At 74.0% G+C, this 25,901-nt stretch carries 23 protein-coding genes and 1 rRNA gene; 19 read left to right on the top strand and 5 right to left on the bottom strand.

The features are described 5' to 3' along the window. Window positions 1–3 precede the first annotated feature (3 nt). Window positions 4–120, top strand: a 5S ribosomal RNA gene (rrf, locus tag ACJTNH_RS03655). A 158-nt stretch (window positions 121–278) separates the two neighbouring features. On the opposite strand, the gene ACJTNH_RS03650 is transcribed toward rrf, so the two are convergent. Both ACJTNH_RS03650 and ACJTNH_RS03645 read right to left on the bottom strand, forming a co-directional pair. Further along, the gene (locus ACJTNH_RS03650) at window positions 279–944 is read right to left on the bottom strand and encodes a DUF2461 domain-containing protein (protein WP_458172916.1); all 666 of its coding nucleotides are present in this window, start codon (window positions 942–944) and stop codon (window positions 279–281) included. Continuing rightward, complete coding sequence (locus ACJTNH_RS03645; RefSeq protein ID WP_458172915.1) at window positions 941–1,567, bottom strand: N-acetyltransferase family protein; 627 nt, start codon at window positions 1,565–1,567, stop codon at window positions 941–943. The genes ACJTNH_RS03650 and ACJTNH_RS03645 overlap by 4 nt, the downstream gene beginning before the upstream one ends. A 68-nt stretch (window positions 1,568–1,635) precedes the next feature. Here ACJTNH_RS03645 and ACJTNH_RS03640 point away from each other — a divergent pair, with 68 nt between their 5' ends. The 7 genes from ACJTNH_RS03640 (at window position 1,636) to ACJTNH_RS03610 (ending at window position 9,356) form a co-directional block, all read left to right on the top strand. Further along, window positions 1,636–2,844 carry a winged helix-turn-helix domain-containing protein gene (locus tag ACJTNH_RS03640; RefSeq protein WP_458172914.1) on the top strand — a complete coding sequence of 403 codons (1,209 nt, stop codon included), beginning with the start codon at window positions 1,636–1,638 and terminating at the stop codon, window positions 2,842–2,844. Window positions 2,845–2,935: 91 nt separating this feature from the next. Beyond that, window positions 2,936–3,688 carry an FAD-dependent thymidylate synthase gene (gene thyX / locus ACJTNH_RS03635; RefSeq protein WP_458172913.1) on the top strand — a complete coding sequence of 251 codons (753 nt, stop codon included), beginning with the start codon at window positions 2,936–2,938 and terminating at the stop codon, window positions 3,686–3,688. Between the two features lie 82 nt (window positions 3,689–3,770). Then, entirely contained in the window at window positions 3,771–4,592 is an 822-nt protein-coding gene (locus ACJTNH_RS03630) for a thymidylate synthase (RefSeq protein ID WP_458172912.1), read from the top strand. A gap of 23 nt (window positions 4,593–4,615) precedes the next feature. After that, on the top strand, window positions 4,616–5,203 hold the full coding sequence (locus tag ACJTNH_RS03625; RefSeq protein WP_458172911.1) for a dihydrofolate reductase: 588 nt from the start codon (window positions 4,616–4,618) through the stop codon (window positions 5,201–5,203). A 9-nt stretch (window positions 5,204–5,212) separates the two neighbouring features. Continuing rightward, window positions 5,213–6,109 carry a 4-hydroxy-tetrahydrodipicolinate synthase gene (gene dapA / locus ACJTNH_RS03620; protein WP_458172910.1) on the top strand — a complete coding sequence of 299 codons (897 nt, stop codon included), beginning with the start codon at window positions 5,213–5,215 and terminating at the stop codon, window positions 6,107–6,109. Next, window positions 6,106–7,815 carry a ribonuclease J gene (locus ACJTNH_RS03615; protein WP_299959554.1) on the top strand — a complete coding sequence of 570 codons (1,710 nt, stop codon included), beginning with the start codon at window positions 6,106–6,108 and terminating at the stop codon, window positions 7,813–7,815. The genes dapA and ACJTNH_RS03615 overlap by 4 nt, the downstream gene beginning before the upstream one ends. Before the next feature lie 215 nt (window positions 7,816–8,030). Then, a complete protein-coding gene (locus ACJTNH_RS03610; RefSeq protein WP_458172909.1) occupies window positions 8,031–9,356 on the top strand; it encodes a right-handed parallel beta-helix repeat-containing protein in 1,326 nt (441 codons plus the stop codon). 65 nt (window positions 9,357–9,421) lie between these two features. On the opposite strand, the gene ACJTNH_RS03605 is transcribed toward ACJTNH_RS03610, so the two are convergent. The 3 genes from ACJTNH_RS03605 to ACJTNH_RS03595 all read right to left on the bottom strand — a co-directional run bounded on the left by ACJTNH_RS03605 (window position 9,422) and on the right by ACJTNH_RS03595 (window position 12,693). Then, window positions 9,422–10,105 (bottom strand): anti-sigma factor family protein, encoded by a 684-nt coding sequence (locus ACJTNH_RS03605; RefSeq protein ID WP_458172908.1) that lies wholly within the window; start codon window positions 10,103–10,105, stop codon window positions 9,422–9,424. Further along, entirely contained in the window at window positions 10,102–10,638 is a 537-nt protein-coding gene (locus tag ACJTNH_RS03600) for a sigma-70 family RNA polymerase sigma factor (protein ID WP_458172907.1), read from the bottom strand. Before ACJTNH_RS03600 ends, ACJTNH_RS03605 begins: the two co-directional genes overlap by 4 nt. Window positions 10,639–10,737: 99 nt before the next feature. Beyond that, window positions 10,738–12,693, bottom strand: a complete 1,956-nt coding sequence (locus ACJTNH_RS03595; RefSeq protein ID WP_458172906.1) for a prolyl oligopeptidase family serine peptidase — start codon at window positions 12,691–12,693, stop codon at window positions 10,738–10,740. Between the two features lie 83 nt (window positions 12,694–12,776). On the opposite strand from ACJTNH_RS03595, the gene ACJTNH_RS03590 reads away from it, so the two are divergent. The 11 genes from ACJTNH_RS03590 (at window position 12,777) to ACJTNH_RS03540 (ending at window position 25,857) form a co-directional block, all read left to right on the top strand. Beyond that, window positions 12,777–15,299 (top strand): DNA translocase FtsK, encoded by a 2,523-nt coding sequence (locus tag ACJTNH_RS03590; RefSeq protein ID WP_458172905.1) that lies wholly within the window; start codon window positions 12,777–12,779, stop codon window positions 15,297–15,299. A 146-nt stretch (window positions 15,300–15,445) separates the two neighbouring features. Next, window positions 15,446–16,930: a 30S ribosomal protein S12 methylthiotransferase RimO gene (rimO, locus tag ACJTNH_RS03585; RefSeq protein WP_458172904.1), complete on the top strand. Its 1,485-nt coding sequence runs from the start codon at window positions 15,446–15,448 to the stop codon at window positions 16,928–16,930. Between the two features lie 4 nt (window positions 16,931–16,934). Next, window positions 16,935–17,624, top strand: a complete 690-nt coding sequence (gene pgsA / locus ACJTNH_RS03580) for a CDP-diacylglycerol--glycerol-3-phosphate 3-phosphatidyltransferase (protein ID WP_458172903.1) — start codon at window positions 16,935–16,937, stop codon at window positions 17,622–17,624. Beyond that, complete coding sequence (locus ACJTNH_RS03575; protein ID WP_458172902.1) at window positions 17,621–18,169, top strand: CinA family protein; 549 nt, start codon at window positions 17,621–17,623, stop codon at window positions 18,167–18,169. The genes pgsA and ACJTNH_RS03575 overlap by 4 nt, the downstream gene beginning before the upstream one ends. Window positions 18,170–18,323: 154 nt before the next feature. Continuing rightward, entirely contained in the window at window positions 18,324–18,761 is a 438-nt protein-coding gene (locus ACJTNH_RS03570) for a helix-turn-helix domain-containing protein (RefSeq protein ID WP_458172901.1), read from the top strand. 247 nt (window positions 18,762–19,008) lie between these two features. Further along, entirely contained in the window at window positions 19,009–19,806 is a 798-nt protein-coding gene (locus tag ACJTNH_RS03565) for a TetR/AcrR family transcriptional regulator (protein WP_458172900.1), read from the top strand. Between the two features lie 204 nt (window positions 19,807–20,010). Continuing rightward, window positions 20,011–21,240: a DUF4032 domain-containing protein gene (locus ACJTNH_RS03560; protein WP_458172899.1), complete on the top strand. Its 1,230-nt coding sequence runs from the start codon at window positions 20,011–20,013 to the stop codon at window positions 21,238–21,240. Between the two features lie 192 nt (window positions 21,241–21,432). Beyond that, window positions 21,433–22,719 carry an extracellular solute-binding protein gene (locus ACJTNH_RS03555; RefSeq protein ID WP_458172898.1) on the top strand — a complete coding sequence of 429 codons (1,287 nt, stop codon included), beginning with the start codon at window positions 21,433–21,435 and terminating at the stop codon, window positions 22,717–22,719. 43 nt (window positions 22,720–22,762) lie between these two features. After that, the gene (locus tag ACJTNH_RS03550) at window positions 22,763–23,725 is read left to right on the top strand and encodes a carbohydrate ABC transporter permease (RefSeq protein WP_458172897.1); all 963 of its coding nucleotides are present in this window, start codon (window positions 22,763–22,765) and stop codon (window positions 23,723–23,725) included. Further along, window positions 23,725–24,564: a carbohydrate ABC transporter permease gene (locus tag ACJTNH_RS03545; RefSeq protein ID WP_458172896.1), complete on the top strand. Its 840-nt coding sequence runs from the start codon at window positions 23,725–23,727 to the stop codon at window positions 24,562–24,564. The genes ACJTNH_RS03550 and ACJTNH_RS03545 overlap by 1 nt, the downstream gene beginning before the upstream one ends. Before the next feature lie 42 nt (window positions 24,565–24,606). Further along, window positions 24,607–25,857, top strand: coding sequence for an ABC transporter ATP-binding protein (locus ACJTNH_RS03540; RefSeq protein ID WP_458172895.1), 1,251 nt, complete (start codon window positions 24,607–24,609; stop codon window positions 25,855–25,857). Window positions 25,858–25,901: the final 44 nt, after the last annotated feature.

Raw genomic sequence — 25,901 nt, 5'->3', positions numbered from 1 at the left:
CGTTACGGCGGTCATGGCGAAAGGGAAACGCCCGGTCTCATTCCGAACCCGGAAGCTAAGCCTTTCAGCGCCGATGGTACTGCCCGGGGGACCGGGTGGGAGAGTAGGACGCCGCCGGACACAACTCCCAGGAACGGGGTCACAGCTACGGCTGTGACCCCGTTTTCTGCATCTCTGAGACCGTCTGGGTCCCCGGTGACCTGGCCGGGGACGCGTGTCGCAGCCGGACTCCGCCCGGCGTAGCGGAGCCCGGCTGCGACACGTCACGTGACGCTTTGTCAGCGCCTGCGGTCGGGTGGGGCGGTCGAGGCACCCACGTTGTCCGCGAGCCACTCGTTGAGCGGAGTGAACCGGCGCCAGCTGTCGCGCACCCGGTCGAGGGCAGTGCGGGCCTGCAGCCAGTCCTGCGGCGTCCACTGCTGCGAGGCGTGCAGCGACCTGTGTCGGAGCAGCTCGATCCGCGGGTGGTCGGCGGGGTAGCCGCGTGGCGTCCGCACGAGCCGGTCGCCCTCTATCTCGAACTCCTCGGTGCGCAGTGAACCCACGATCCGCTCGAGCCGGCGTCCCTGGACGTCGTCGTCCACGGCGCGGCGGTAGCGCTCGACCTGGTCCGGCTGCAGGCGCCAGCACCCACCGGAGACCCGCAGGCCGTCGGCGGAGATCTGCACGTACACCGAGCCGACACCGCGGCCGTCGGGGTGCAGCACCGCGCCCTGGTGCGTCTTGTAGGGGGTCTTGTCGTGGCTGAAGCGGACGTCCCGGTAGGGGCGGAACAGCTTCGCCGTGCCGAACTCCGGGGCCAGCTCGTCGGCCAGCGCCTGCATCGGAGCCCGGACGTGCTCCTCCCAGAGCTGGCGGTTCTGCGTCCAGTAGGTCCTGCTGTTGTCGGCCTCGAGGCCCTCGTAGAAGACGAGGCCCTCGTCGGGGAAGCCGGAGAAGGTCACTGCTCTCCTCGTTCGTAGTCCAGGATCGTGTGCCAGCGGACCTGACGGAGCGGCGCTGCCCCGGTGTCCAGCGTGCGGACCCAGCCGTCGGGGGCCCAGCCGGCGGCGGTCAGGAACCGGGCGGTGACGTCGTCGCTGTCGGGCAGCCACATCTGCAGCCGTGCGGTGCCCGTCGCGGCCGTCAGGTCGACGACCGCGGCCAGCAGCCGGCTGCCGTGCCCACGGCGGCCCCACCGCGGCTCGACCAGCAACGTCATGAGCTCGCTGCTCGGCCCCCCGGGGAACGCGTCCTCGTCGGCGGCTCGCTCCGCCGGGCCATGGGCGGCGAACCCGACGACCGTCGTCCCGTCCAGCGCCACCAGCACGCCGTGACCGGGCGTCGGCGGCGAGGCGACAGCTGCGCGCCAGGCGTCGGTGGCGGCCGCGGTGTCCCAGTCGTCGAGGACGGCCGGCGGCAGGACGGCGCCGTAGGCGGTCCGCCAGGTCACCAGCTGGACCCGGGCGATCTCCGGGGCGTCAGCGGCGGTGGCCGGGCGGACGGAGGCCTCCGCGCGCCCCGGTCGGCGCAGCGGTCCGGGCAGGTCCGGCGATCCGGGGACGTCGGGCCGTCCGGGGAGGTCCACCCGGGCAGCGTAGGCGGCCGGTGGTCCGGTGCAGCGACCGTCGTACCCCCACGGCAGGATCGGCGACCGTGACGACGTCCGGAGACCGGCTGCCCGCCGCCCTGGCCCGACGGATCGCCCTGGCCGCCCAGGGGTTCGCCGACCCGCGGTCCACCGGTGCCGTCGGCACCCGCCAGCTCCGCCGCACGGCCGAACGGCTGGCGGTGGTGCAGATCGACTCGGTGAACGTGTTGTCCCGGTCGCACTACCTCCCGTTCTTCAGCCGGCTGGGGGCCTACGACCGGGTGGCGCTGGACGGGCTCTCCGGCCGCCGGCACGAGCTGTTCGAGTACTGGGCGCACGAGGCGTCGTTCCTGCCCGTCCGCCTCCAGCCGTACCTGCGCTGGCGGATGGCGGCGGCCGAGCAGCACGCCTGGGGCAACATGGTCCGGATCCAGCAGGAGCGACCGGGCTACGTCGCCGAGGTGCTCGACCGGGTGCGCACCGGCGGCCCGCTCAAGGCCAGTGAGCTCATGGAGCCACGGCCGGACCGCCCCGGCTCGATGTGGAACTGGCACGCGGGCAAGGTCGCGCTGGAGTGGCTGTTCTTCACCGGCGTGCTCACCGCGCGGCAGCGGACCGCCGGCTTCGAGCGGGTCTACGACCTCACCGAGCGGGTGCTGCCGGCAGCGGTCGTGCAGGCGCCCACCCCCGACCGGGACGACGCCGTCCGGGAGCTGGTGCGCACCGCCGCCAAGGCGCTCGGCGTGGCCACCGAGACCGACCTGCGGGACTACTTCCGGCTGCCGCCGACCGACGCGCGGACGGCGATCGCCGAGCTGGCCGACGCCGGCGAGCTCCAGCCGGTCGAGGTCGCCGGCTGGGGCCGGCCCGCCTGGCTGGACCCCGAGGCGCGACGGCCTCGCTGGGTCCGGGCCCGGACGCTGCTCAGCCCCTTCGACTCGCTGGTCTGGGAGCGGCCGCGGGTCGAGCGCATCTTCGGCTTCCGGTACCGGCTGGAGATCTACACCCCGGCGGAGAAGCGGGTGCACGGCTACTACGTGCTGCCGTTCCTGCTGGGTGACCGTCTGGTGGCCCGGGTCGACCTCAAGGCCGACCGGAAGGCCGGTGTGCTGCGGGTGCAGGCGGCCCACGCCGAGGCCGGGGTCGACGCCGCGGAGGTGGCGTCCGCGCTGGCCGCCGAGCTCCGGGCGATGGCCGACTGGATGGCGCTGGAGACCGTCGCGGTGGCCGGTCCGGGCGACCTGGCGCCGGCCCTGGCCGTCGCGGTGGGCTGACCGGCCGATGCCTGCTGGGGCCGCTGGTGCTGGTGTCGCCCGGGGTGCCTCGCGAGCAGGGGCGGCCAGCGCGGCACCGTACCCTCGACCCGTGCCCGCCATCGCCCCGCTGAAGGTGCAGGTCGTCGCGCAGACGCAGTTCACCCCCCCGGCGGACGTGCCCTGGGAGACCGACGCCGACGGCGGACAGGCGCTCGCCGAGTTCGCCGGGCGGGCCTGCTACCAGTCCTGGGACAAGCCGAAGCCGGCGACGGCGACCAACCGCGGGTACCTGCGGCACATCCTGGAGGTCGGGCACCTCTCGGTGCTGGAGCACGGCTCGGTCTCCATGTACCTCACCGGGGTCTCGCGGTCGCTGACGCACGAGCTGATCCGGCACCGGCACTTCTCCTACAGCCAGCTGTCCCAGCGGTACGTGCCCGAGGACGACGCCGCCGTGGTCGAGCCCGCCGTCATCGCGGCGGACCCGGAGCTGCACGCGGCGTTCCTCGCGGCGACCGACGCCGCCGTGGCCGCCTACACCGAGCTGCTCGACGGGCTGGAGCAGCGCCTCGCCGACGTGCCCAACGCCGCGCTGCGCCGCAAGCAGGCCCGGCAGGCCGCCCGGTCGGTGCTGCCCAACGCCACCGAGACCCGGATCGTCGTCACCGGCAACTACCGTGCCTGGCGGCACTTCGTCGCCATGCGGGCCAGCGAGCACGCCGACGTCGAGATCCGCGAGCTCGCCGTCGCCTGCCTGCGCGAGCTGCAGCGGGTGGCGCCGCACGTCTTCGAGGACTTCCGGGTCAGCCAGTTGGCCGACGGGACGGCGGTCGCCGCCAGCCCGCTCGTCGCCGAGGGCTGACCGGACCGCCCAGCCGAGGGCTGACCACACCACCCACCCGGGTCCGGAGCTCCCGGCCCCCACACCGCGACGAGGAGTCGACATGGCCGAGGTGGCCGTCCAGCAGCAGGTCGACACGCAGTACGAGGACCTGCTCCGCCGGGTCCTGGAGACCGGGACGCCGAAGGACGACCGCACCGGCACCGGCACGCTCAGCCTGTTCGGTGAGCGGCTGCGCTACGACCTGTCCGCCTCCTTCCCGCTGGTGACGACGAAGTCGGTGCACTTCAAGTCGATCGCCTACGAGCTGCTGTGGTTCCTGCGCGGCGAGGGCAACGTCAGCTGGCTCAAGGAGCACGGCGTCTCCATCTGGGACGAGTGGGCCGCCGAGGACGGCAGCCTGGGGCCGGTCTACGGCGTCCAGTGGCGGTCCTGGCCCACGCCGGACGGCGGGTCGATCGACCAGCTCTCCGCCGTCCTGGAGACGCTGCGCACCGACCCGGACTCGCGGCGGATGGTGGTCTCGGCGTGGAACGTCGCCGCGCTGCCGGAGATGGCGCTGGCGCCGTGCCACGCGCTCTTCCAGTTCCACGTCGCCGGCGGCAGGCTGTCCTGCCAGCTGTACCAGCGCAGCGCCGACCTGTTCCTCGGTGTGCCGTTCAACATCGCCAGCTACGCGCTGCTGACCCGGATGGTCGCCCAGCAGGTCGGGCTGGAGCCCGGTGACCTGATCTGGGTGGGCGGGGACTGCCACATCTACCGCAACCACCTGCCGCAGGTGCGCGAGCAGCTCACCCGGGAGGTGCTGCCCTTCCCGCGGCTGGAGGTCGACCCGGCGCCCTCGCTGTTCGAGCACGGCTACGAGGACTTCCACGTCATCGACTACCGGCACCACCCGGCGATCCGCGGCGCGGTCGCGGTCTGACCGTCCGAGCGGGGTCGGCGGTCGTGGGCAGCACGGTGCGGATGGTCTGGGCGCAGGCGCGCGGCGGCGTCATCGGCGTGGACGGCGCGCTGCCCTGGCACCTGCCGGAGGACCTGCGGCTGTTCAAGGCGCTCACCCTCGGGTCGACGGTGGTGATGGGCCGGCGCACCTGGGAGTCGCTGCCCCCGCGGGTCCGGCCGTTGCCGGGCCGCCGGAACGTGGTGCTGAGCTCCACGCTGGACGGCGCCGGGACGGGGGCGGAGGTCGCCCGGTCGGTGCAGGACGTGCTGGCCCTGGGCGAGGACCTCTGGGTCATCGGTGGTGGCGGCGTGTACGCGGCGTTCCTGCCGCACGCCGACGAGGTCGTGGTCACCGAGGTCGACGCGCAGCTGCCGGGGGACACCTGGGCGCCGGCGCTCGGTCCGGAGTGGGTGCCGGGCGTGCGGCTGCCGGCGACCGGCTGGGCGGAGTCGGTCGGCGGGCTGCGCTTCCGGGTCTCCCAGTGGCGACGGCCGGCCGCCGGCGCGGACCCGGTGGCCGGGGTGCTGGCCGAGCAGGCGGGCGGGTGGACCGGCGGTGGGCGGTCCGGCGGCGTGGGTGGCGGCCGGTAGATTCCAGGCATGCCCACCGACCCCGCACGGCCCTTCGGGCGCGTGCTGACGGCCATGGTCACGCCCCTCGCCGAGGACGGCACGATCGACCTGGCCGGCGCGCAGCAGCTGGCCTCGCACCTGGTCGACCGGCAGGCCAACGACGGGCTCGTCGTCTTCGGGACGACGGGGGAGTCACCGACCATCAGCGACAGCGAGCAGCACGCCGTGCTCGAGGCGGTGCTGGACGCCGTCGGTGACCGGGCCACGGTGATCGCCGGGGTGGGCACCAACGACACCGCGCACTCCATCGAGAAGGCACAGTCCGCCGCTCGGCTCGGCGTGCACGGCCTGCTCGTGGTGACCCCGTACTACAACAAGCCCCCGCAGGCCGGCCTGCTGCGGCACTTCACCGCGGTCGCCGACTCCACCGACCTGCCGGTGATGCTCTACGACATCCCGCCGCGCTCGGTGGTGCCGATCGAGGTCGAGACGCTGGTCCGCGCGGCCGAGCACCCGAACATCGTCGCGGTGAAGGACGCCAAGGCCGACCTGGGTGCGGTCATGTGGACGCTGGCCCGCACCGACCTCGCCTACTACTCCGGCGAGGACATGCTGAACCTGCCGCTGCTGGCCGCCGGGGCGGTCGGGGTGGTCAGCGTGGTCAGCCACCTGGTGGGCACCCGGCTGGCCGAGCTGATCGCCGCGGTCGAGACCGGTGACCTGGTCACGGCCCGTGCGGTGAACGAGAGCCTGCTGCCGGTCTACACCGGGGTCTTCCGCACGCAGGGCACGATCATGGTCAAGGCGGCGCTGCGCGAGCTGGGGCTGCCCTCCGGCCCGGTCCGCCCGCCGCTGGTCGACGCCACCCCCGAGGAGCTGGCCCAGCTGCGCGCCGACCTCGCCGCGGGGGGAGTCCAGCTGTGACCGCGACCGCCGCTCCGGGGCTGCAGCCGCACCTCGACCTCAAGGCGCCCCCGCCGCTGCCCGCGGGCGGCCTGCGGGTGATGGCGCTGGGCGGGCTCGGCGAGATCGGCCGCAACATGGCCGTGCTCGAGTTCGACGGCAAGCTGCTGGTCATCGACTGCGGGGTGCTCTTCCCCGAGGCCGAGCAGCCCGGGGTCGACCTGATCCTCCCCGACTTCGGGGTCATCGAGCACCGGCTGGACGAGATCACCGCCGTCGTCCTCACCCACGGGCACGAGGACCACATCGGTGCCATCCCGTACCTGCTGCGGCTGCGCGCCGACATCCCGCTGGTCGGCTCCCGGTTCACCCTGGCGCTGGTCAAGGCCAAGCTGCGTGAGCACCGGATCGACCCGGTGCTGGTCGAGGTCGCGGCCGGCGACGACCACCTGGCCGGGCCCTTCCACTGCGAGTTCATCAGCGTCAACCACTCGATCCCCGACGCGCTCGCCGTGGCCGTGCACACGCCGGCCGGCACGCTGGTGCACACCGGCGACTTCAAGATGGACCAGCTCCCGCTGGACGGCGTCCTCACCGACCTGGGCGCCTTCGCCCGGCTCGGTGTCGCGGGGATCGACCTGCTGCTGGCCGACTCGACCAACGCCGAGGTGCCCGGCTTCGTCACCTCCGAGCGGAACATCGGGCCGGTGCTGGACTCGGTGTTCGAGCGGGCCACCCAGCGGCTGATCGTCTCCAGCTTCGCCAGCCACGTGCACCGCATCCAGCAGGTGCTCGACTGCGCGGTGAAGCACGGCCGCAAGGTCGCCCTGGTCGGCCGGTCGATGGTGCGCAACATGGGGGTCGCCCAGGACCTCGGCCTGCTGCGGGTCGCCCCCGGGCTGATGGTGAAGCTGGACGAGGCGACGTCGATGCCGCCGGAGCAGGTGGTGCTGATCAGCACCGGCTCGCAGGGCGAGCCGCTGTCGGCGCTGGGCCGGATGGCGCGCGGCGACCACCACCAGGTCACCATCGAGGCCGGCGACACGATCATCCTGGCCTCCTCGCTGGTGCCCGGGAACGAGACGGCGGTCTACAAGGTCATCAACGGCCTGGCCCGGCTGGGCGCCACCGTGGTGCACAAGGAGACGGCGATGGTGCACGTCTCCGGCCACGCCCCCGCCGGCGAGCTGCGCACCCTGATCAACGTCGCCAAGCCCCGGTACCTGATGCCGGTGCACGGCGAGTGGCGGCACCTGCGGGCGCACGCCGCGCTGGCCGAGCAGACCGGCATGACCCGCGACCGCATCCTGCTGGCCGAGGATGGCGTGGTCGTCGACCTGGTCGACGGCAAGGCCTCGATCGTGGGCAGCGTGCCGATCGGCAACGTCTACGTCGACGGGCTCAACGTCGGTGACGTCGGCGAGGAGTCGCTGCAGGCCCGCCGGATCCTCGGTGACGAGGGCTTCGTCGCGGTCACCGTGGTCGTGGAGCCCTCGACCCGGACGATCGTGCGGCCGGTGCACCTGTCGACCCGGGGCTTCTCCGACGACCCGACCGCCTTCAACGAGGTGCTCGCCCGGGTCGACGAGGAGCTGCGGCGGGCGCTGGAGGACGAGCAGGTCGACGCCCACCGGCTCTCCCAGGTGATCCGCCGGACGGTCGGCAAGTGGGTGTCGGACACCTACCGCCGCCGGCCGATGATCATCCCCACCGTCCTCGAGGTCTGAGGAAGGACCCCGCTGCCCCCCACGCCTCGCAAGCTCGGCGCGGGCCCCTGCAGCGGGGCCGAACGGACTGCGGACGGCGCGTAGCGGCGCGCCGGCCGTGCGGCTGCTCCGGCACGCATCCCTGCTCTCCGGTCGAACGCCGGTGGGTGGGGCGCCGTACCCCTCTGCGTCGGTGCTCGTCCGCCGGCACCCGCGATCCACGAGGGAGACGACAGATGCGCACCAGATCACTGGCCGGTGCCGCGGCGTCGGCGTTCGCGCTGAGCCTGCTGGTCACCACCCCGGCCTCGGCCCACGAGTCCCGACCCGCCGGCGAGAGCCTCCGGGCCCTCTCGGTGACCACCACCCAGGACAGCACCGACGCCCGGCCCGGTGACGGGACCTGCGCCGACGCGGCGGGGCGCTGCTCGCTGCGGGCCGCGGTCCAGGAGGCCAACGCCTCCGGAGGCGGCTCCGTCGTCCTGGGGCAGGGCACCTACCGGCTGACGCTGCGCGGTGCCGGTGAGGACGCCGCCGCCACCGGTGACCTCGACGTCACCTCCCGGGTCGTCCTCGACGGCCGGGGCGCCCGCATCGACGGGCAGCGGCTGGACCGCGTCCTCGACGTCCTGGCCGGCGGCTCACTGACCCTGCGGGACGTCACCGTCTCCGGTGGTGCCGCGCTCGGTACCGGTCTCCCGGCGTCCGGGGGCGGGGTGCGCAACGCCGGCACGCTCGTCGTCGACCGCAGCACCGTCACCGGCAACTCGGCGGTGCGGGCCGGTGGCGGGATCGAGGCGTCGCCGGGCTCCACCACGACCGTCGACCGCTCCACCCTGTCGGGCAACAGCACGGGCGCGGGGCCGGGCAACGGCGGCGGCCTGCACCTGACCGGCGCCGGCACCGTGCACGTCGAGCGCAGCACCGTCTCGGGCAACACCGCCGCCGCCGAGGGCGGCGGCCTGTGGAACTCCGGTGCGGGGACCATGACCGTGGACCGGACCACCGTCTCCGGCAACACCGCCAGCGGTGCCGAGGCCACGATGGGCGGTGGCGGCCTGTTCCAGGAGGCCGGCCCGACCGGCACGCTCACCGTCACCCGCTCCGAGGTCACCGGCAACATCGCCGACGGCGCGGCCGGTTCCGGCGGCGGCATCCTCAACGACCAGGCGACGCTCGTCGTCGAGCGCACCCGGGTCGAGCGCAACTCGGCAGCACGGGCCGGCGGCGGCATCGAGGCGAACGTGGGCCGGACGACGCTGGAGCGCACCGACCTCGTCGGCAACGTGACCGGGGCCGCGCCGGGCAACGGCGGTGGACTCCACCTGACCGGCGCCGGGACCGTCCGGATCGACCGCGGTGAGGTCACCGGCAACCGGGCGGCCAACGACGGCGGCGGTCTGTGGAACTCCCCGACCGGCACGATGACGGCGCAGCGGACGGCGATCCGCGGCAACACCGCCGCAGGCGAGGGGGACGACGTCTACCAGGAGGTCGGGCCGGACGGCACGGCCACCGGCACCTTCACCGTCGACGGTCGGCGCGTCCCCGCGGGCGGCTGACCGCTCGGTGCCCCCGCACCGGTACCCGAGCGGTCGCCGGCGGCGCGAGCCGGCCAGCGGCCGGATCAGAAGGTGGAGCTGAGCACGACCGCGCCGGAGGCGTCCAGCACCTCGAAGCCGGCGGCGTCCTCCCGGAGCACCGAGGAGTTGAGGTTGCAGTCGAGCTCCTGGGCCCCCACGCCGATGAACTGCCCGGCCGGGACGTCGCGGCCGGCCTCGTCGAGCACCGTGACCCGGTACACCTGCCCGGCGGTGAACCCGGCGCCGGACAGCTTCACCTCCACCCCCCAGGTGTGCGGCACGACGTCGGCGGTCGCGCGCACCCCTTCGGCGACCACGGCCACCGCCACCGGCTCCAGCGGCGGTGCCGGCGGCAGCGGGCGGCTCAGCCAGCCGGCACCGAAGGCGGCCGCGGCGACCACGGCGGCGGCAGCGGCCGCCGCCCACCGGGTGCGGCGGGCGCGCCGGGCGGCCAGGTCGACCGGGCGCGGGCCGGCCGCGGCGATCCGGACCAGCACGGCGTCGGCCAGCTCCGGCGGCGGGGCGGGCAGGTCGTCGAGCCGGTCGGGGTCGACGCCGGCCAGCCGCCCGGTGAGCGGGGTCAGCTCGGCGAGCTCGGCCCGGCAGGCAGCGCAGCCGTCGAGGTGTGCCCGGACCGCGGCGCGCTCCTCGGGGGTGCCGTGGCCCAGGGCGTACACGCCCAGCTGCTCGCGCAGCCGCCGGTGGGCGTCCCGCGGCTGACCGGTCACGGTTCCACTCCCATCTCCTCCATCGCCAGGCGCAGGGCCTTGAGCCCGTAGAACACCCGGCTGCGTAGTGTGCCCACCGGGATGCCGAGCTCGGCGGCGACCTCCGCGTGCGGCCGGCCGCGCAGGTGCGTCTGCACGATCGCCGTCCGGTGCTCGGGCCCGATCCGCCGCAGCGCCTCCTCCACCACCCAGGCGTCGACGAGCCGCTCGTCGGGGCCGGCCTCACCGGCCGGCGGCAGGTCCGTGCCGTCGGTGAGGTCCCGCTGCCACGGCCGGACGGCGAAGCGGCGGGCCTCGTCGACGACCACGTTGCGGGCGATGGCGAACAGCCAGGTGCGCAGACCGGCCAGCTGCGGGTCGTAGGAACCCGCGGCGCGCCAGGCCCGCAGGAACACCTCCTGGACGACGTCCTGGGCGGCCCCGCCGTCACCCAGCTGGCGCAGGGCGAAGCGGTAGAGCTCCGGGCCGTGCGCGGCGTAGGCCGCCTGCACGTCCAGGACCTCGGCCTGGGCCGTTCCTCGGTGGCGCGCCATCGCGCTCCCTCGCCGGGCCGTGGGAGGCCCCCGGTGGGCTCCGTCGGAGTTCATACGCACCCGGCCGCCGATCGGTTCACCCAGGCGGCCGGGTCCGGCTCACCGGACGACGGTGATCGGGGTGATGCCCTCCTCGGCGGGGAGCGGGAAGCCGAGCACCTGGGCGTAGAAGGACAGCTCGCCGTCCAGCGCGGTGCGGATGTTCTCCGCCCTGCGGAAGCCGTGCTGCTCACCGGCGAACAGCACGTAGGCGTGCGGCACGCCCTTGGCCCGCAGTGCGGCGACCATCATCTCCGCCTGCGCCGGCGGGACCACCTCGTCCTCGTCGCCCTGGAAGACCGCCAGCGGGGTGTCCAGGGCGTCGGTGGCGTGGATCGGGGAGCGCTCGGCGTAGACGTCGGCCCCGGCCGGCCAGGGTGCGATCAGGCCGTCGAGGTAGCGGGACTCGAACGAGTGGGTGTCCGCGGCCAGCGCGGCCAGGTCGGCCACGCCGTAGTGGCTGGCCCCGGCGGCGAAGACCCCCGGGCGGAAGGTCAGCGCGGCCAGCGTGGTGTACCCGCCGGCGGAGCCGCCGCGGATCGCCGTCCGCGCCGGGTCGACCCGCAGGCCGGCCGGGCCGTCCCCGGAGGAGAGGTACCGGGCGCAGGCGACCACGTCGTCCAGGTCGGCGACGCCCCACTGGCCCTTCAGCGCCTCGCGGTACCGGCGGCCGTAGCCGGTCGAGCCGCGGTAGTCGACGTCGGCGACGGCGAACCCGCGGGAGGTCCAGTACTGCACGCCCAGGTCCAGCACCGACCGGGCGGCCGCGGTCGGCCCGCCGTGCACCAGCACCAGCAGCGGCGGGAGCTCGCCGTCGGGGGCGGCGACGTCGGGGTTGGTCGGCGGGTAGACCAGCGCGTGCGCCTCGGCGACGCCACTGGGGCCCGGCTCGGTCGGGAAGGTGACGTGCGCCGGGCGGGAGAACCAGGCCGGGTCGACGCCCAGCTCCCGGGCCGGGCGCAGCACCTCGGCGCGGCCGCCGTCCAGGGCGACGCGCAGCACGACCGGCTCGGACGCCGGGCCCCCGGCCACGCACACGACCGCGTCCCCGGCCGCCCGCACCTGCCCGAACGACGTCTGCTCGGTCGGCAGCTCCCGCGGCGTGCCGTCGCCGTCCAGCACGGCGAGCCGGTCGGCGCCGTCCCGGCCGAGGGCGAGCACCACCCGGCCGTCGCCGGTGAGGTCGAACCGGCTCTGCCCGAACACCCACTGCGGGCCGGCGATGTCGCTGCCGGCGTCGAACACCAGCTCCACCTCACCGTGCGGGCGGCGCCGGTACAGCGCCCAGACGTCGGTGCGGTCGCACAGGAACCACAGCGTGCCGTCCGCGCCCCAGACCGGCTGGACGACGGACTCGCCGGGGCCGCCGGCCAGCACGGAGTCGGTGCCGTCGGCGCCGCGGACCACCAGCTGGGCGGCGTCCCAGGGCATGTCCGGGTGCTGCCACTGCAACCAGCACAGCGTCACCCCGTCCGGTGCGCGCCGCGGGTCGGACACGAAGTCGTTGCCCGAGACCAGCACCTCGACCGCTCCGCCGGCGTCGACCCGGACCACCTCGTGCACGACGTCGGCCGAGGCGCCGCTGGGGGAGTGGGTCTCCCGGACCGCCAGCACCCCGTCACCGTCGGCGGAGAGGTCGGCGAACCGGACCCCGGCCGGGACCGCCGGCTCGGGCGTGACGGCGACCGGCTCGGCACCGGGGTCGACCCGGTACAGCCGCTGGTCGGCGTAGGAGGTGAACCAGACGGTGCCGGCGGCCACCGTCCACGCGCCGCCGCCGTACTCGTGCACCCGGGTGCGGGCGTTCCAGGGGGCGGGGAGCAGGTCGGTCGTCGTCCCGTCGGGGGAGCGGCGGACGAGCACGGTGCGCCCGCCCTCGCTGGGCCGGCCCTCGGCCCACCAGACGTCGTCCCCGTCGACGACCACCTCACCGAGCCGGGCGGCCGCCCGCACCACCAGCTCGGAGGTGATCGGGGTCGGCCAGCTGCCGTGCGGGAGGATCCGGGGAGAGGTCACGGCGGTCACGCTAGCCAGTGCGGCGGGCGGACACGCGGCTCAGGATCGTCCAGCTGGACGCCCAGGGGCCGTACCGTCGACGCATGCCTGCTCGCGCGACGACGTCGAACCGGGCGCCGGCTCGTGGGAGCGGCTCCTCGCGGCCCCGCACCGCCGGCTCCACCGCCAAGAAGCGCCCCCCGGCCAAGCGGGGCGGCTCCACCGCCGCGCGCCGCCCGGCGCCGAAGAAGAAGCAGGGCACCCTCGCGGGGAGCCTGTGGCGCGGTGCGTCCGGCGCCTGGGGGCTGCTGGCCAAGGGGGCCGGTGGCCTGGCCCGGTCGGTGGCCCGCCCGGAGGAGGCCGAGCCGCTGGCCCCCGAGCACCGCCGCGACGGGGTCGGTCTCGCCGTCCTCGGCCTGGCGATCGTGCTGGGCGCGGCCACCTGGACCTCCGGCATCGGCCCGGTGGGGGAGGGGCTGGCCAACGGCGTCCGGTTCGCCATCGGCGCGCTGACCGCCGTCCTGCCCGTCGTCCTGCTGCTGGTGGCCCTGCGGCTGCTGCGCCACCCACCGCACCCCGAGGCCCGCGGCCGGCTCACGATCGGCTGGCTGTCGGTCGTCGCCGCGGTCGTGGGCATCGCCCACGTCACCGGGCCCGACGTCGACGACGCCGACCGCTCCGGCGCCGGTGGCCTGCTCGGCTGGGCGGTCGGCACGCCGCTGACCGCCGGCGTGGGCCCGGTGGTCAGCGTGCTGCTGCTGGTCCTGCTGGCCTTCTTCGGGCTGCTGGTCGTCACCGCCACCCCGGTGCACCAGGTGCCCGAGCGGCTGCGCGAGTGGGTCGACCGCCAGCTGGGCCGCGACGACGACGAGTACGACGACTACGACGAGTACCAGGACGAGGAGCCGGAGGAGGAGCCGGCCCCGCGGAGTCGCAAGGGCCGCAAGGCCGCCGCGGCCGCCTCCGTGCAGGACACCCTGGACACCGGGGTGATCGACGTCGGCGCGCTGGACGAGGCCCCGGAGGCCGTGGTCCACGAGCCGCCCCCGCCGCCGGAGCCGGTGCGCCGGCCGGCCGTGGTCGACCGCACCGCGCCGCCGGAGGACCTGCCCCCGATCGAGGAGCCCGAGCAGCTCCGGATCCAGCCGGTCGAGGGCACGTACACGCTGCCCTCGGTCAGCGTGCTGCGACCGGGCACCCCGCCGCGGGCGAAGTCCAAGGCCAACGACGTCGCCATCGAGGCGATCACCGGGGTGCTCGAGCAGTTCAACATCGACGCCGCGGTCACCAGCTTCACCCGCGGTCCGACGGTGACCCGCTACGAGATCGAGCTGGGCAACGCGGTCAAGGTCGAGAAGATCACCGCGCTGACCAAGAACCTCGCCTACGCGGTCGCCAACGACAACATCCGCATCCTGGCCCCGATCCCCGGCAAGTCCGCGGTCGGCGTCGAGGTGCCCAACACCGACCGCGAGACCGTCAGCCTCGGCGACGTCATGCGCTCGGCGGTGGCCAAGAACGACACGCACCCGATGCTGGTCGGCCTGGGCAAGGACATCGAGGGCGGCTTCGTCTGCGCCAACCTGGCGAAGATGCCGCACCTGCTGGTCGCCGGTGCCACCGGTGCCGGTAAGTCCAGCTGCATCAACTCGCTGCTGACCTCGCTGCTGCTGCGGGCCACCCCCGACCAGCTGCGGATGATCCTGGTCGACCCGAAGATGGTCGAGCTCACGCCCTACGACGGCATCCCGCACCTGATCACGCCGATCATCACCGACCCCAAGAAGGCCGCCACCGCGCTGGCCTGGCTGGTCGAGGAGATGGAGCAGCGCTACCAGGACATGCGGGCCACCGGCGTCCGGCACATCGACGACTTCAACAAGAAGGTCGAGCGCGGCGAGATCACCGCCCCGCCCGGCAGCGAGCGGGTGTACCAGCCCTACCCCTACATCCTCACCATCGTCGACGAGCTCGCCGACCTGATGATGGTCGCGCCGCGGGACGTCGAGGAGTCGATCGTCCGGATCACCCAGAAGGCCCGCGCCGCCGGCATCCACCTGGTGCTGGCCACCCAGCGGCCGTCGGTCGACGTCGTCACCGGCCTGATCAAGGCCAACGTGCCCTCGCGGCTGGCGTTCTCCACCTCCAGCCTCACCGACAGCCGGGTCATCCTCGACCAGCCGGGCGCGGAGAAGCTGATCGGCATGGGCGACGCGCTCTTCCTGCCCATCGGTGCGGGCAAGCCGATGCGCGTGCAGGGCGCCTACGTCTCCGACACCGAGATCGAGGCGGTCGTCGAGTTCACCAAGCGGCAGGCCGAGCCGGAGTACCGCGAGGAGGTCTTCACCGCCGCGGCGGGGGAGAAGAAGGAGATCGACGAGGACGTCGGCGGCGACATGGAGCTGCTGGTCCAGGCGATCGAGCTGGTGGTCACCAGCCAGTTCGGCTCCACCTCGATGCTGCAGCGCAAGCTGCGGGTCGGCTTCGCCAAGGCCGGCCGGCTGATGGACCTGATGGAGAGCCGGGGCATCGTCGGGCCGTCCGAGGGCTCCAAGGCCCGCGACGTCCTGGTCAAGCCCGACGAGCTGGAGTCGACCCTGTTCGTCCTGCGCGGCGGCGGCGAGTAGTTGGCGGGCCTGCCGGCTCCCCACCTCGCTGCGCTCGGCGCGGGCCCCTGCAGGCAGGCCGGCCCGCGAGGCCGGGGCTGCCTGCGGCCGCCGGTCGCACCCCGGACGGCGCGTAGGATGGGCAAGTGCCAGCTCTGCCCCGCCCCATGACCTCACCTGAAGGGCAGCAGCTCGCCGCTGGCTCCTCCGGATCGCCGCGGCGGGTCGCCGTCGTCACCCTGGGCTGTGCCCGCAACGAGGTGGACTCCGAGGAGCTGGCCGGGCGGCTGGCCGGCGACGGCTACGAACTGGTGGCCGACGCCGAGGACGCCGACGCGGTGCTGGTGAACACCTGCGGCTTCATCGAGAGCGCCAAGAAGGACTCGGTCGACGCGATCCTCGCCGCCACCGACTCCGGTGCCGAGGTCATCGCCGTGGGCTGCATGGCCGAGCGGTACGGCTCGGAGCTGGCCGGCGCGCTGCCGGAGGCCACGGTCCTCGGCTTCGACGACTACGGCACGATCGGCGACCGGCTCGACGACGTGCTCGCCGGCCGGCCGCTCGTGCCGCACACCCCGACCGACCGGCGCACGCTGCTGCCGATCAGCCCGGCCCAGCGCACGGTGGCCGCGCAGGCGCCCGACGCGCCGGGGATCCCCGGCCACGACTGGCTGCGCCGCAAGCGGCTGGCCAGCGGGCCCTCCGCCGCGCTGAAGATCGCCTCGGGCTGCGACCGGCGGTGCGCCTTCTGCGCCATCCCGGCCTTCCGCGGCTCGTTCGTCTCCCGCCCGGCGGCCGAGGTGCTGGGCGAGGCGCAGTGGCTGGCCTCCCAGGGCGTCACCGAGATCGTGTTGGTGAGCGAGAACTCCACGTCCTACGGCAAGGACGTCGGCGACCTGCGCTCGCTGGAGAAGCTGCTGCCCCAGCTGGCGGCCGTCGAGGGCATCGTGCGGGTGCGGGTGGCGTACCTGCAGCCGGCCGAGCTGCGGCCCGGCCTGCTCGAGGTCATCGCCGCCACCCCCGGCGTCGCCCCGTACTTCGACCTGTCCTTCCAGCACTCCTCGCCGACGCTGCTGCGCCGCATGCGGCGCTTCGGTGGCACCGACGACTTCCTCGGCATCATCGAGCGGGCCCGGTCCCTGGCGCCCGGCGCCGGCTTCCGCACCAACGTGATCCTCGGGTTCCCCGGCGAGACCGAGGCCGACGTGGCCGAGCTGGAGCGCTTCCTCAGCGAGGGCCGGCTCGACGCGGTCGGCGTCTTCGGCTACTCCGACGAGGACGGCACCGAGGCCCTCGGCCTGCCCGGCAAGCTGGACCAGGAGGAGATCGACGCCCGCGTCCGGCGGATCACCGACCTGGTCGAGGAGCTCACCGCGCAGCGGGCGGAGGAGCGCATCGGCACCACGGTCGAGGTGCTGCTCACCGACGACCTGTCCGCCGTCACCGAACCGGGCACCTGGGGTGGCCACGCCGCCCACCAGGACCCGGACGCCGACGGCACCACCACGGTCAGCGGCGTCCCGGCCGGCGCCGTCGCCGGCCAGGTGGTCACGGCCGAGGTGGTCGACACCGAGGGCGTCGACCTGGTCGCCCGCGCGCTGCCCGCGCCGTCCGGGCTCCCCACCCCGATCGCCGTAGCGGCCGGGGTCTGAGTCGATGAGTGCGGTGGTACCGGAGGGGGCGGCCGACCCGGCGGCCACGCCACCGCAGACCGCGCGCCTGGTGAACCTGCCCAACGCACTCACCCTGCTGCGGCTGGCCGTCGTCCCGCTGTTCGCGCTGCTGCTGTTCACCGACGGCGGGATGGACGACGCCCGCCGCGGGTGGGCGACGCTGTTCTTCGCGCTGGCGATCATCACCGACCGCTACGACGGCATGATCGCCCGCCGGCGCAACCAGGTCACCGAGTTCGGCAAGCTCGCCGACCCGATCGCCGACAAGGCGCTCACCGGCACCGCGCTGATCGGGCTCTCGGTGCTGGCGCTGCTGCCCTGGTGGGTGACGCTGACGATCCTGGTCCGCGAGGTCGGGGTGACCCTGCTGCGGTTCTGGGTCATCCGGCACGGGGTGATCGCCGCCAGCCGCGGCGGCAAGGCCAAGACGGTGCTGCAGGCGCTGGCCATCGGCATGTACATCCTGCCGATGAGCGGGGTGTTCGCCTCGGCCCGCTGGTGGGTCATGGCCGCGGCGCTCGTGCTCACCATCGTCACCGGGCTGGACTACGTCTACCGGGCGCTCACGCTCCGCCGCACCAGCGCCCGGGCGATGCAGGCCGCGGCCGCCCGGCGGGCGACGGCCGGCGACGAGGCGGCCGCCGGGCAGGAGCGCCGGGACGACGCCGCGTGAGCGCCGCGGGGGAGCAGGGTGCCGCCGCGGCCCCGTCGGCTGCCCAGCGGCTGCACGAGGCGCTGCTCGCCCGCGGTGAGACGGTGGCCGCCGCCGAGTCGCTGACCGCTGGCCTGTTCTGCGCCACCCTGGCCGAGGTGCCCGGCGCCAGCGCCACGCTGCGCGGCGGCGCCGTCGTCTACGCCACCGACCTGAAGACGACGCTGGCCGGGGTGGCGCCGGAGCTGCTGGCCGCGCACGGGCCGGTGAGCGAGCCGACCGCCGCCGCGCTGGCCGAGGGCGTCCGCAGCCGCTGCTCGGCCACGTGGGGCGTGGGGCTGACCGGGGTGGCCGGGCCCGAGCCGGTCGACGGGCACGGGCCCGGCCGGGTGTACCTGGGTCTGAGCGACGGTGTGCTCACCGTGGTGCACGAGCTCGACCTCCCCGGCGACCGTGCCGCCGTACGGGCCGGAGCCGTGCGGGAGGCGCTGCAGCGGCTGCTGTCCCGGCTGGCCGAGCACCCCGTCCCACCGGCGTCCGGGCCGGTGGAGGGCGGGAAGCGGTGAGCCGGCGGGGGTGTTACGCCATCAGCGGACGTGTCCCCACCGGAACGGTGACCGGGGTCATGGCCGCGTACGGTGAGCACACGGTGTCCCCGGCCGGTCCGGTGGCCACCGCTGCCTCGTTCGACCTGCTCGGAAGAGTGGACAGGAGACGGCCATGACGCTGCTGCGCACCCAGCTCGGCACCACGCTGCGGGGGCACCGGCTGCGGCAGCGGCGCACCCTGCGCGACGTCTCGGGCGCGGCCCGGGTCAGCCTGGGCTACCTCTCCGAGGTCGAGCGCGGGCAGAAGGAGGCATCCTCCGAGCTGCTGGCGTCCATCTGCGACGCCCTGGACGTCGAGCTGGCCGACCTGCTGGCCGAGGTGAGCCTGGAGATGCGGCTGGCCGAGCCGAGTCGTCCGGTGCGCCAGGTCGCGCTGGCCCGCCCGGCCGGCCGCGACGACGACGAGACCGACGCGCCGCAGGTCGAGGAGGCCGCGGCGCACGGCGGGGTCGAGACGCCGGTCGCCGAGCCGGCTCTGGCGCTGGTGGGCGGCGGGCAGCCGGCCCGGGCCACGGCGCGCAGCCGCGGCGCCGTCTCGCTGGCCGCCTGAGGAAGGTCGAAGGACCCCGTCCTCCTCACCCTTCGCAAGCTCAGGGCGAGCCTCTGGACGGGGCCGCCCCCATCACTCGCGCGCTCGTGGCGGGCCCCTGCGAGGGGGCCGGTCGGTCGGCGAGCTGAGGTGACCGGGCCGGTCACGGGGCCGGTCATCCGTCCACGGCGTGCCGCGGGCCGCGACACGATCTTCGCTCGGTGTCCACCTCCTTGACCCAGTGCGACCGGGAGGGCACAAAGTGTCCATGTCTTCCCCGGGATCCCGCTCGCAGTTGCCGCCGCACCCCTCCCTGCCGGTGCCGACCGCCGGTCGCGGTGGGGTCACCGTGCTGGCGGCCGACGCCGCCGAGGCGGCCGCCGCCGAGGCCGCCGCGGTCCAGGGCCAGCACCTCACCACCCCGGTGCCCTCGGGTGCGGCCCTGATGCAGCCCCCGGCCCCCGGCCACCAGTTCACCGCGCCCGTGCCGTCGCTGGCCGTCGCCGTGCCCGCGCCGCGCACCACCCCGGCCCCGCCCCGCACCGAGGCTCGCCGGTCGGCCCCCCGCACCGGTGTCGCGATGAGCCGCACCCGCCGCGGCCTGCTGTCGGGCGCCCGCACCGCCTTCGCCGAGCGGGGGCTCAAGAAGACCACGATGCAGCACGTCGCGGCCGCCGCCGGGGTCGCCAAGGCGACGCTGTACAACCACTTCCGCACCAAGGACGACGTGGCGCACGCCCTCATCGCCTTCGAGCTCGACCGCCTCGCCGCCCTCGCCGCGGAGCTGCCGCTGACCGTCGCGGTGCCGGCGCTGGCCGAGGAGGTCGGCGGGCACCCGGTGCTGCGCCGGCTGGCGGAGACCGAGCCGGAGACGCTGGTGCAGATGATGGCGCTGGACGCCGTCCGGTGGGGTGACGTGGTGAGCACGTTGGGTGCCTCGCTGCGGATCTCCCGCCCGGAGGCCGAGCTGGTCTGCCGCTGGCTGCTCGGGCTGGTCCTCCAGCCGGGCACGGTGCAGGAGCGGGCCGCCCAGGCCGCCGTCGTCACCGGGCAGCTCGTCGGCTGACACCGGCCGCGCCCCGCGCGGGGGCCGCGGGGCGCGGTGGGCACCGGGGGACGTCGGCGGCCCCGGACGGTCGCCGCGGGCGACGGGGGCGGACCGCGCCCCGGCCACCGTGGCAGGGTGACGGCGGAACGCCAGCGTGGGCGTCGACGGCCGTGCCAGGACCGGGGAGGGACATCCCCGGGCGATCGACATCCGGAGCGCGTGATGCGGTACCTCTTCCGACCCCCGGCCGCCGAGGCGGCGGGGCTGCTGGCCCTGCCCTGGCACCAGCCGCTGGAGGAGTGGGACGAGGACCTCCTGCTGGAGGTGCCCCAGCGGGGCATCTCCCGGCACGTCGTGCGGTTCACCGTCAGCGAGGGCCGGGTCTACGCGCTGAAGGAGATCGCCGAGCCGCTGGCCCGGCACGAGTACGCGCTGCTGACGGAGTTCGAGGGCGAGGGGCTGCCCTCGGTGTCGGTGCTGGGCATCTGCTTCGACCGGCCCGACGACCAGCAGGCCATCCTGGTCACCCGTTACCTCGAGTACTCGATGTCCTACCGCTACCTGTTCTCCGGGCCGCGGGCCGGGCAGGCGCCCGGCCAGCTGCTGGACACCCTGGTCCAGCTGCTCGTGCGGCTGCACCTGGCCGGCGTCTACTGGGGCGACTGCTCGCTGTCGAACACCCTGTTCCGACCGGATGCCGGCACCTACACCGCCTACCTGGTCGACGCCGAGACCGCCGAGCGGTACGAGTCGCTGTCGCCCCGCAAGCGGGCCTACGACGTCGAGCTCGCCCGCGAGCGGGTGGGCGCGGAGCTGATGGACCTGGCCGCCGGTGAGCTGCTGCCGGAGGAGATCGACCCGATCGAGGTGGCCAACGCCCTCCCGGGCCGGTACGAGGCGCTGTGGGACGAGGTCACCCGCGAGGAGGTCTTCCGCGCCGACGAGCAGGCCTACCGGGTGGCCGAGCGGGTGCGGCGGATCAACGAGCTGGGCTTCGACGTGGGGGAGATCGAGCTGGTCACCTCCGCCGAGGGCGCCCGGCTGCGGGTGGAGACCCGGGTGGCCGAGCCGGGGCAGCACCGGCGCGAGCTGGCGCGGCTGACCGGGTTGCAGGTGCAGGAGAACCAGGCGCTGCGCCTGCTCAACGACCTGCGCTCCTTCCGCGCCTACCTCGAGCAGCGCCGTGGGGAGCCGGTGCCCGAGACGGCCGCGGCGCACCGCTGGCTCACCGAGGTCTACCTGCCCGTGGTGACCGCCGTGCCGCCCGAGCTGGCCGGGCGGCTGGAGCCTGCGGAGTTCTTCCACGAGGTGCTGGAGCACCGCTGGTTCCTGTCCGAGCGGGCCGGTTTCGACGTCGGCACCTGGGCCGCGGTGCGCTCCTACGTGCAGTACGTGCTGCCCCGCACCCCGCGGGACGTGACCACGCCGTCGGTGATCGCCGCGCGTTCCTGAGCCCGTCGACCGCTGGTCACCGCCGTGTCTCGCTCCGGTTGACAGTGCCTGGGGGCTGGGCCAGTCTCCGAGATCCACGGCGACGACGAGGTCGCAGCGGGTGAACGGAGGCGGTGGCCGGTGCCGGACGTCAGCTGGGTCGGAGACGACGGAGGACGGGCAGGGCGGGCCGGGCCGCTGCGGTCACGCCGGGTGCGCCGGGCGCTCGCCGGTGCGGCGGCGGCCGGGGTGCTGGCCTCGACGCTGGCCGGGTGCGGCAGCGACGACGGCGGGGTCCCGACGCTGACCTGGTACACCAACCCCGACTCGGGCGGGCAGGCCGAGATCGCCTCGCGGTGCACGGATGCGGCCGAGGGGCGGTACCGCATCGAGACGGCGGTGCTGCCGCGCGAGGCGTCCGAGCAGCGGGAGCAGCTCATCCGGCGGCTGGCCGCCAACGACGCCTCGATCGACATCATGAGCCTGGACCCGCCGTTCATCCCGGAGTTCGCCGAGGCGGGCTTCCTGGCGCCGGTGCCCGAGGACCTCGCCGAGCGGGTGACCGAGGACGTGGTGGAGAGCGCCGTCGAGGGCTCCACCTGGGACGACGAACTGGTCGCCGTCCCGTTCTGGGCCAACACGCAGATCCTCTGGTACCGCACGTCGGTCGCCGAGGCCGCCGGGCTGGACATGACCCAGCCGGTCACCTGGGACCAGGTCGTCGAGGCCGCCCAGCAACAGCAGAAGCTCGTCGGGGTCCAGGGCATCCGCGCCGAGGCGCTCACCGTCTGGTTCAACGCCCTGATCGAGTCCGCGGGCGGCTCGATCATCGCGGAGAACTCCACCGACCCCGAGCAGATCGAGCTCGGCCTGACCTCCGAGGCCGGCGTCCGCGCGGCCGAGGTCATGGAGATGATCGCCAGCAGCGGCACGGTGGGTCCGGCGCTGTCGACGGCGAACGAGGACTCCACCGCCACCGGCTTCGAGAGCGAGGACGGCGGCTTCAACGTCAACTACCCGTTCGTCTACCCCCGGGCGCTGGCCGCGGTCAAGGCCGGGACGATGGAGCCCTCGGTGCCCGAGGACTACGGCTGGGCGCTCTACCCCCAGGTCGACGCGGACACCCCGAGCGCGCCGCCCTACGGCGGGATCAACCTGGGGGTCGGGGCCTTCAGCCAGCACGTCGACCTCGCGTACGAGGCCACCGAGTGCATCACCTCGACGGAGAACCAGGCCTACTACTTCGTGAGCAACGGCAACCCGGCCTCCGACACCGCGGTGTACGACGACCCCGCCGTGCTCGAGGAGTTCCCGATGGCCCCGGTCATCCGGGACTCGCTGGAGCAGGCCGCGCCGCGCCCGCAGACGCCGTACTACAGCGAGGTCTCCGGCGGCATCCAGCGCGAGTACCACCCGCCGTCGTCGGTCGACCCGCAGTCGACCCCGCAGGAGGCCACCGAGCTCATCGAAGCCGTGCTGCGGAAGGAGCAACTGCTGTGAGGCGGACACCAGGTGGAGGCAGCGGAGACGCGGGGGTGACCCGGTGAGCACGACCACGCTGCCACCGGCGGAGAAGACGGCTCCGGTCTCCGCCCCGGCGGGCAAGGCGAGCGACCGGGCCCGCAGCGAGCGGAAGCTGGGCTGGCTGCTGGCCGGGCCGGCGCTGCTGGTGATGCTGCTGGTGACCGCGTACCCGATCCTGCAGGCGGTCTACGAGTCGCTGTTCGACTACCGGCTCACCGACCCGGACAACCGGTCGTTCACCGGCCTGTCGAACTACGGCGTGATCCTGTCCGACCCGCTGTGGTGGCGGGCGATCGCGGTCACCGCCGGCATCACCGTCGTCACCGTGGCGGTCGAGCTGGTCCTCGGGTTCGCGCTGGCCTTCGTGATGGCCAAGGCGCTGGCGGCCATCCGCCCCGTGCTGCGCGCGGCGATCCTCATCCCCTACGCGGTCATCACCGTCGTCTCCGCCTTCGCGTGGCAGTTCGCCTTCGACATCAACACCGGGTTCGTGAACAGCTGGTTCGCCTGGCTGCCCGGCATCTCGTCGACGACCGACTGGTTCGGCGGCACGTGGAGCTCGCTGGCCGTGGTCTGCCTGGCCGAGATCTGGAAGACCACCCCGTTCATCTCCCTGCTGCTCCTGGCCGGTCTGGCCCAGGTGCCCGAGGTGCTGCAGGAGGCGGCCAAGGTCGACGGCGCCACCTGGTGGCAGCGGCTGCGCAAGGTGACCCTGCCGAACATGAAGGCCGCGATCATGGTGGCGCTGCTGTTCCGCACCCTGGACGCCTTCCGGGTCTTCGACAGCATCTTCATCATGACCGCCGGGGCCAACGGCACCGAGTCGGTCTCCTTCCTGGCCTACCGGCAGACCATCTCCCGGCTGGAGATCGGGCTGGGGTCGGCGGTCTCGGTGCTGCTGTTCATCGCGGTGGTGCTGATCGCCTTCTCCTTCATCAAGGGCTTCAAGGTCGACCTGGCACAGGCGAGAGGTGAGCGCTGATGTCCACCAAGGAGCGGGTCGGCTGGATCGCCGCCGGCCTCCTGATCGTCGTCTACTGCCTGGCGCCGATCGCCTGGATCGTCTCGCTGTCGTTCAAGGCACCCAGTGACCTGGCCAACGGCCAGTTCCTGCCCACCCGGGGCGAGGCCACCACGCGGAACTACGCCGACATCCTCACCGGCAGCGGCAGCGACCTGTTCCTGCCGGCGCTGCGCAACTCGTTCGGCATCTGCCTGATCGCCACGGCGATCTCCTGCGTGCTGGCCATGTTCGCCGCCTACGCGATCGCCCGGCTGGACTTCCCCGGGAAGAAGTTCATCCTCGGGACGGCCCTGGCGGTGGCCATCTTCCCGGTGATCTCCATCGTCACGCCGCTGTTCAACCTGTGGCGCACGATCGGCCTCTACGACACCTGGCCGGGGCTGATCATCCCGTACCTGTCGCTGACCCTGCCGATCTCCATCTGGACCATGTCCGCCTTCTTCCGGGAGATCCCGTGGGAGATGGAGCAGGCCGCGCAGGTCGACGGCGCCACCACCTGGCAGGCGTTCCGCCGGGTGATCGTGCCGCTGGCCGCCCCCGGGGTGTTCACCACGGCGATCATCGCCTTCTTCATCGCCTGGAACGACTTCGTCTACGGCATCTCGCTGACCTCGACCGACGCCTCGCGTCCGGTACCGGCGGCGCTGGGGCTCTTCTCCGGTGCCTCGCAGTTCGAGGACCCGACCGGGGCGATCGCGGCCGCGGCGCTGATCGTCACGATCCCGGTCGTCGTCCTGGTCCTGCTCTTCCAGCGGCGCATCGTCGCCGGCCTCACCAACGGCGCCGTCAAGGGCTGACGCCCGCTCGCCGACCCAGCTGACCACGAGAGGGACGAACCGATGGCCTCGATCGAGATGAAGCACATCGTCAAGAAGTACGGCGACGGGTTCCCGGCGGTGAACGACGTCAGCCTGGACATCGACGACGGGGAGTTCATGATCCTCGTCGGCCCCTCCGGCTGCGGGAAGTCCACGCTGCTGCGGATGATCGTCGGGCTGGAGGACATCACCAGCGGCGACATGGTCATCGGCGGCAAGCGGGTCAACGACAAGGCGCCCCGCGAGCGCAACCTGTCGATGGTCTTCCAGAACTACGCGCTGTACCCGCACCTGACCGTGTTCGAGAACATCGCCTTCCCGCTGCGGCTGGCCAAGGTCGACGACGCGGAGGTGCAGCGCCGGGTCAACGAGGCCGCCGACGTGCTCGAGCTGCACGAGCACCTGGAGCGCAAGCCGGCCAACCTCTCCGGTGGCCAGCGCCAGCGGGTGGCGATGGGGCGGGCGATCGTCCGGCAGGCCGAGGCGTTCCTCTTCGACGAGCCGCTGTCGAACCTGGACGCCAAGCTGCGCGGGCAGATGCGCACGGAGATCGCCCGGCTGCAGCGCCGGCTGGGCATCACCACCGTCTACGTCACCCACGACCAGACCGAGGCCATGACCCTCGGCGACCGGGTCTGCGTGCTGCGCAAGGGCAAGATCCAGCAGGTCGCCTCGCCGCGCGAGCTGTACGAGCAGCCGGTGAACCTCTTCGTGGCCGGCTTCATCGGCTCCCCGCCGATGAACTTCCTCCCCGCCCGGCTGGAGGGCGCCCGGCTGACCACCCCGTTCGGCCCCATCGAGCTCGACGAGCGCCGGGCCGCCGCGGTCGCCGGCCGCGACCTGCTGCTCGTCGGCATCCGGCCGGAGTACTTCGAGGACGCCTCCCTCGTCGACGAGGCCAAGCGGCCGCTGGGATCAGTGTTCACCGCCCGGGTCGACGTCACCGAGTGGCTGGGCGACTCGCAGTTCGCCTACATCCCCTACGAGGCCCCCGACGAGATCCGCACCCAGCTGCGGGAGCTGTCCAAGGAGCTGGACGCCGAGGAGCTGCGCACCCAGGCGATCGTGTCGATCGACGCGACCAGCCGCATCCGGGAGGGCCGGGACGCGGAGTTCTGGCTGGACAGCCGCAAGGTGCACGTCTTCGACCCCACGACCGGGGAGAACCTCACCCGGGACGCCGAGGCCGGTGCGGAGCTGACCCGGATGGCCGCCGAGGACCGGGTCGAGCAGGTCCAGTCCGAGCAGGGGCAGGGGATCAGCGCCGCCTGACCGGCGGTCGGCCCGGCGCGGGAGGGTCCGCGTCGGGCCGGTCG

It is taken from the genome of Modestobacter lacusdianchii, from assembly GCF_054177765.1.
Note: the sequence above shows the minus strand (reverse complement) of the source record. Positions and strands in the feature narration are given on the sequence as shown.

Bases quoted from the DNA above. Each gene is read 5' to 3' on its own strand.
- ACJTNH_RS03590 (WP_458172905.1), top strand. From the start codon at position 12,777: ATGCCTGCTCGCGCGACGACGTCGAACCGGGCGCCGGCTCGTGGGAGC.
- ACJTNH_RS03600 (WP_458172907.1), bottom strand. From the start codon at position 10,638: ATGGCGCGCCACCGAGGAACGGCCCAGGCCGAGGTCCTGGACGTGCAG.
- ACJTNH_RS03545 (WP_458172896.1), top strand. From the start codon at position 23,725: ATGTCCACCAAGGAGCGGGTCGGCTGGATCGCCGCCGGCCTCCTGATC.
- ACJTNH_RS03560 (WP_458172899.1), top strand. From the start codon at position 20,011: ATGCGGTACCTCTTCCGACCCCCGGCCGCCGAGGCGGCGGGGCTGCTG.
- rimO (WP_458172904.1), top strand. From the start codon at position 15,446: ATGACCTCACCTGAAGGGCAGCAGCTCGCCGCTGGCTCCTCCGGATCG.
- pgsA (WP_458172903.1), top strand. From the start codon at position 16,935: ATGAGTGCGGTGGTACCGGAGGGGGCGGCCGACCCGGCGGCCACGCCA.
- ACJTNH_RS03570 (WP_458172901.1), top strand. From the start codon at position 18,324: ATGACGCTGCTGCGCACCCAGCTCGGCACCACGCTGCGGGGGCACCGG.
- dapA (WP_458172910.1), top strand. From the start codon at position 5,213: ATGCCCACCGACCCCGCACGGCCCTTCGGGCGCGTGCTGACGGCCATG.
- ACJTNH_RS03565 (WP_458172900.1), top strand. From the start codon at position 19,009: ATGTCTTCCCCGGGATCCCGCTCGCAGTTGCCGCCGCACCCCTCCCTG.
- ACJTNH_RS03540 (WP_458172895.1), top strand. From the start codon at position 24,607: ATGGCCTCGATCGAGATGAAGCACATCGTCAAGAAGTACGGCGACGGG.
- ACJTNH_RS03610 (WP_458172909.1), top strand. From the start codon at position 8,031: ATGCGCACCAGATCACTGGCCGGTGCCGCGGCGTCGGCGTTCGCGCTG.
- ACJTNH_RS03630 (WP_458172912.1), top strand. From the start codon at position 3,771: ATGGCCGAGGTGGCCGTCCAGCAGCAGGTCGACACGCAGTACGAGGAC.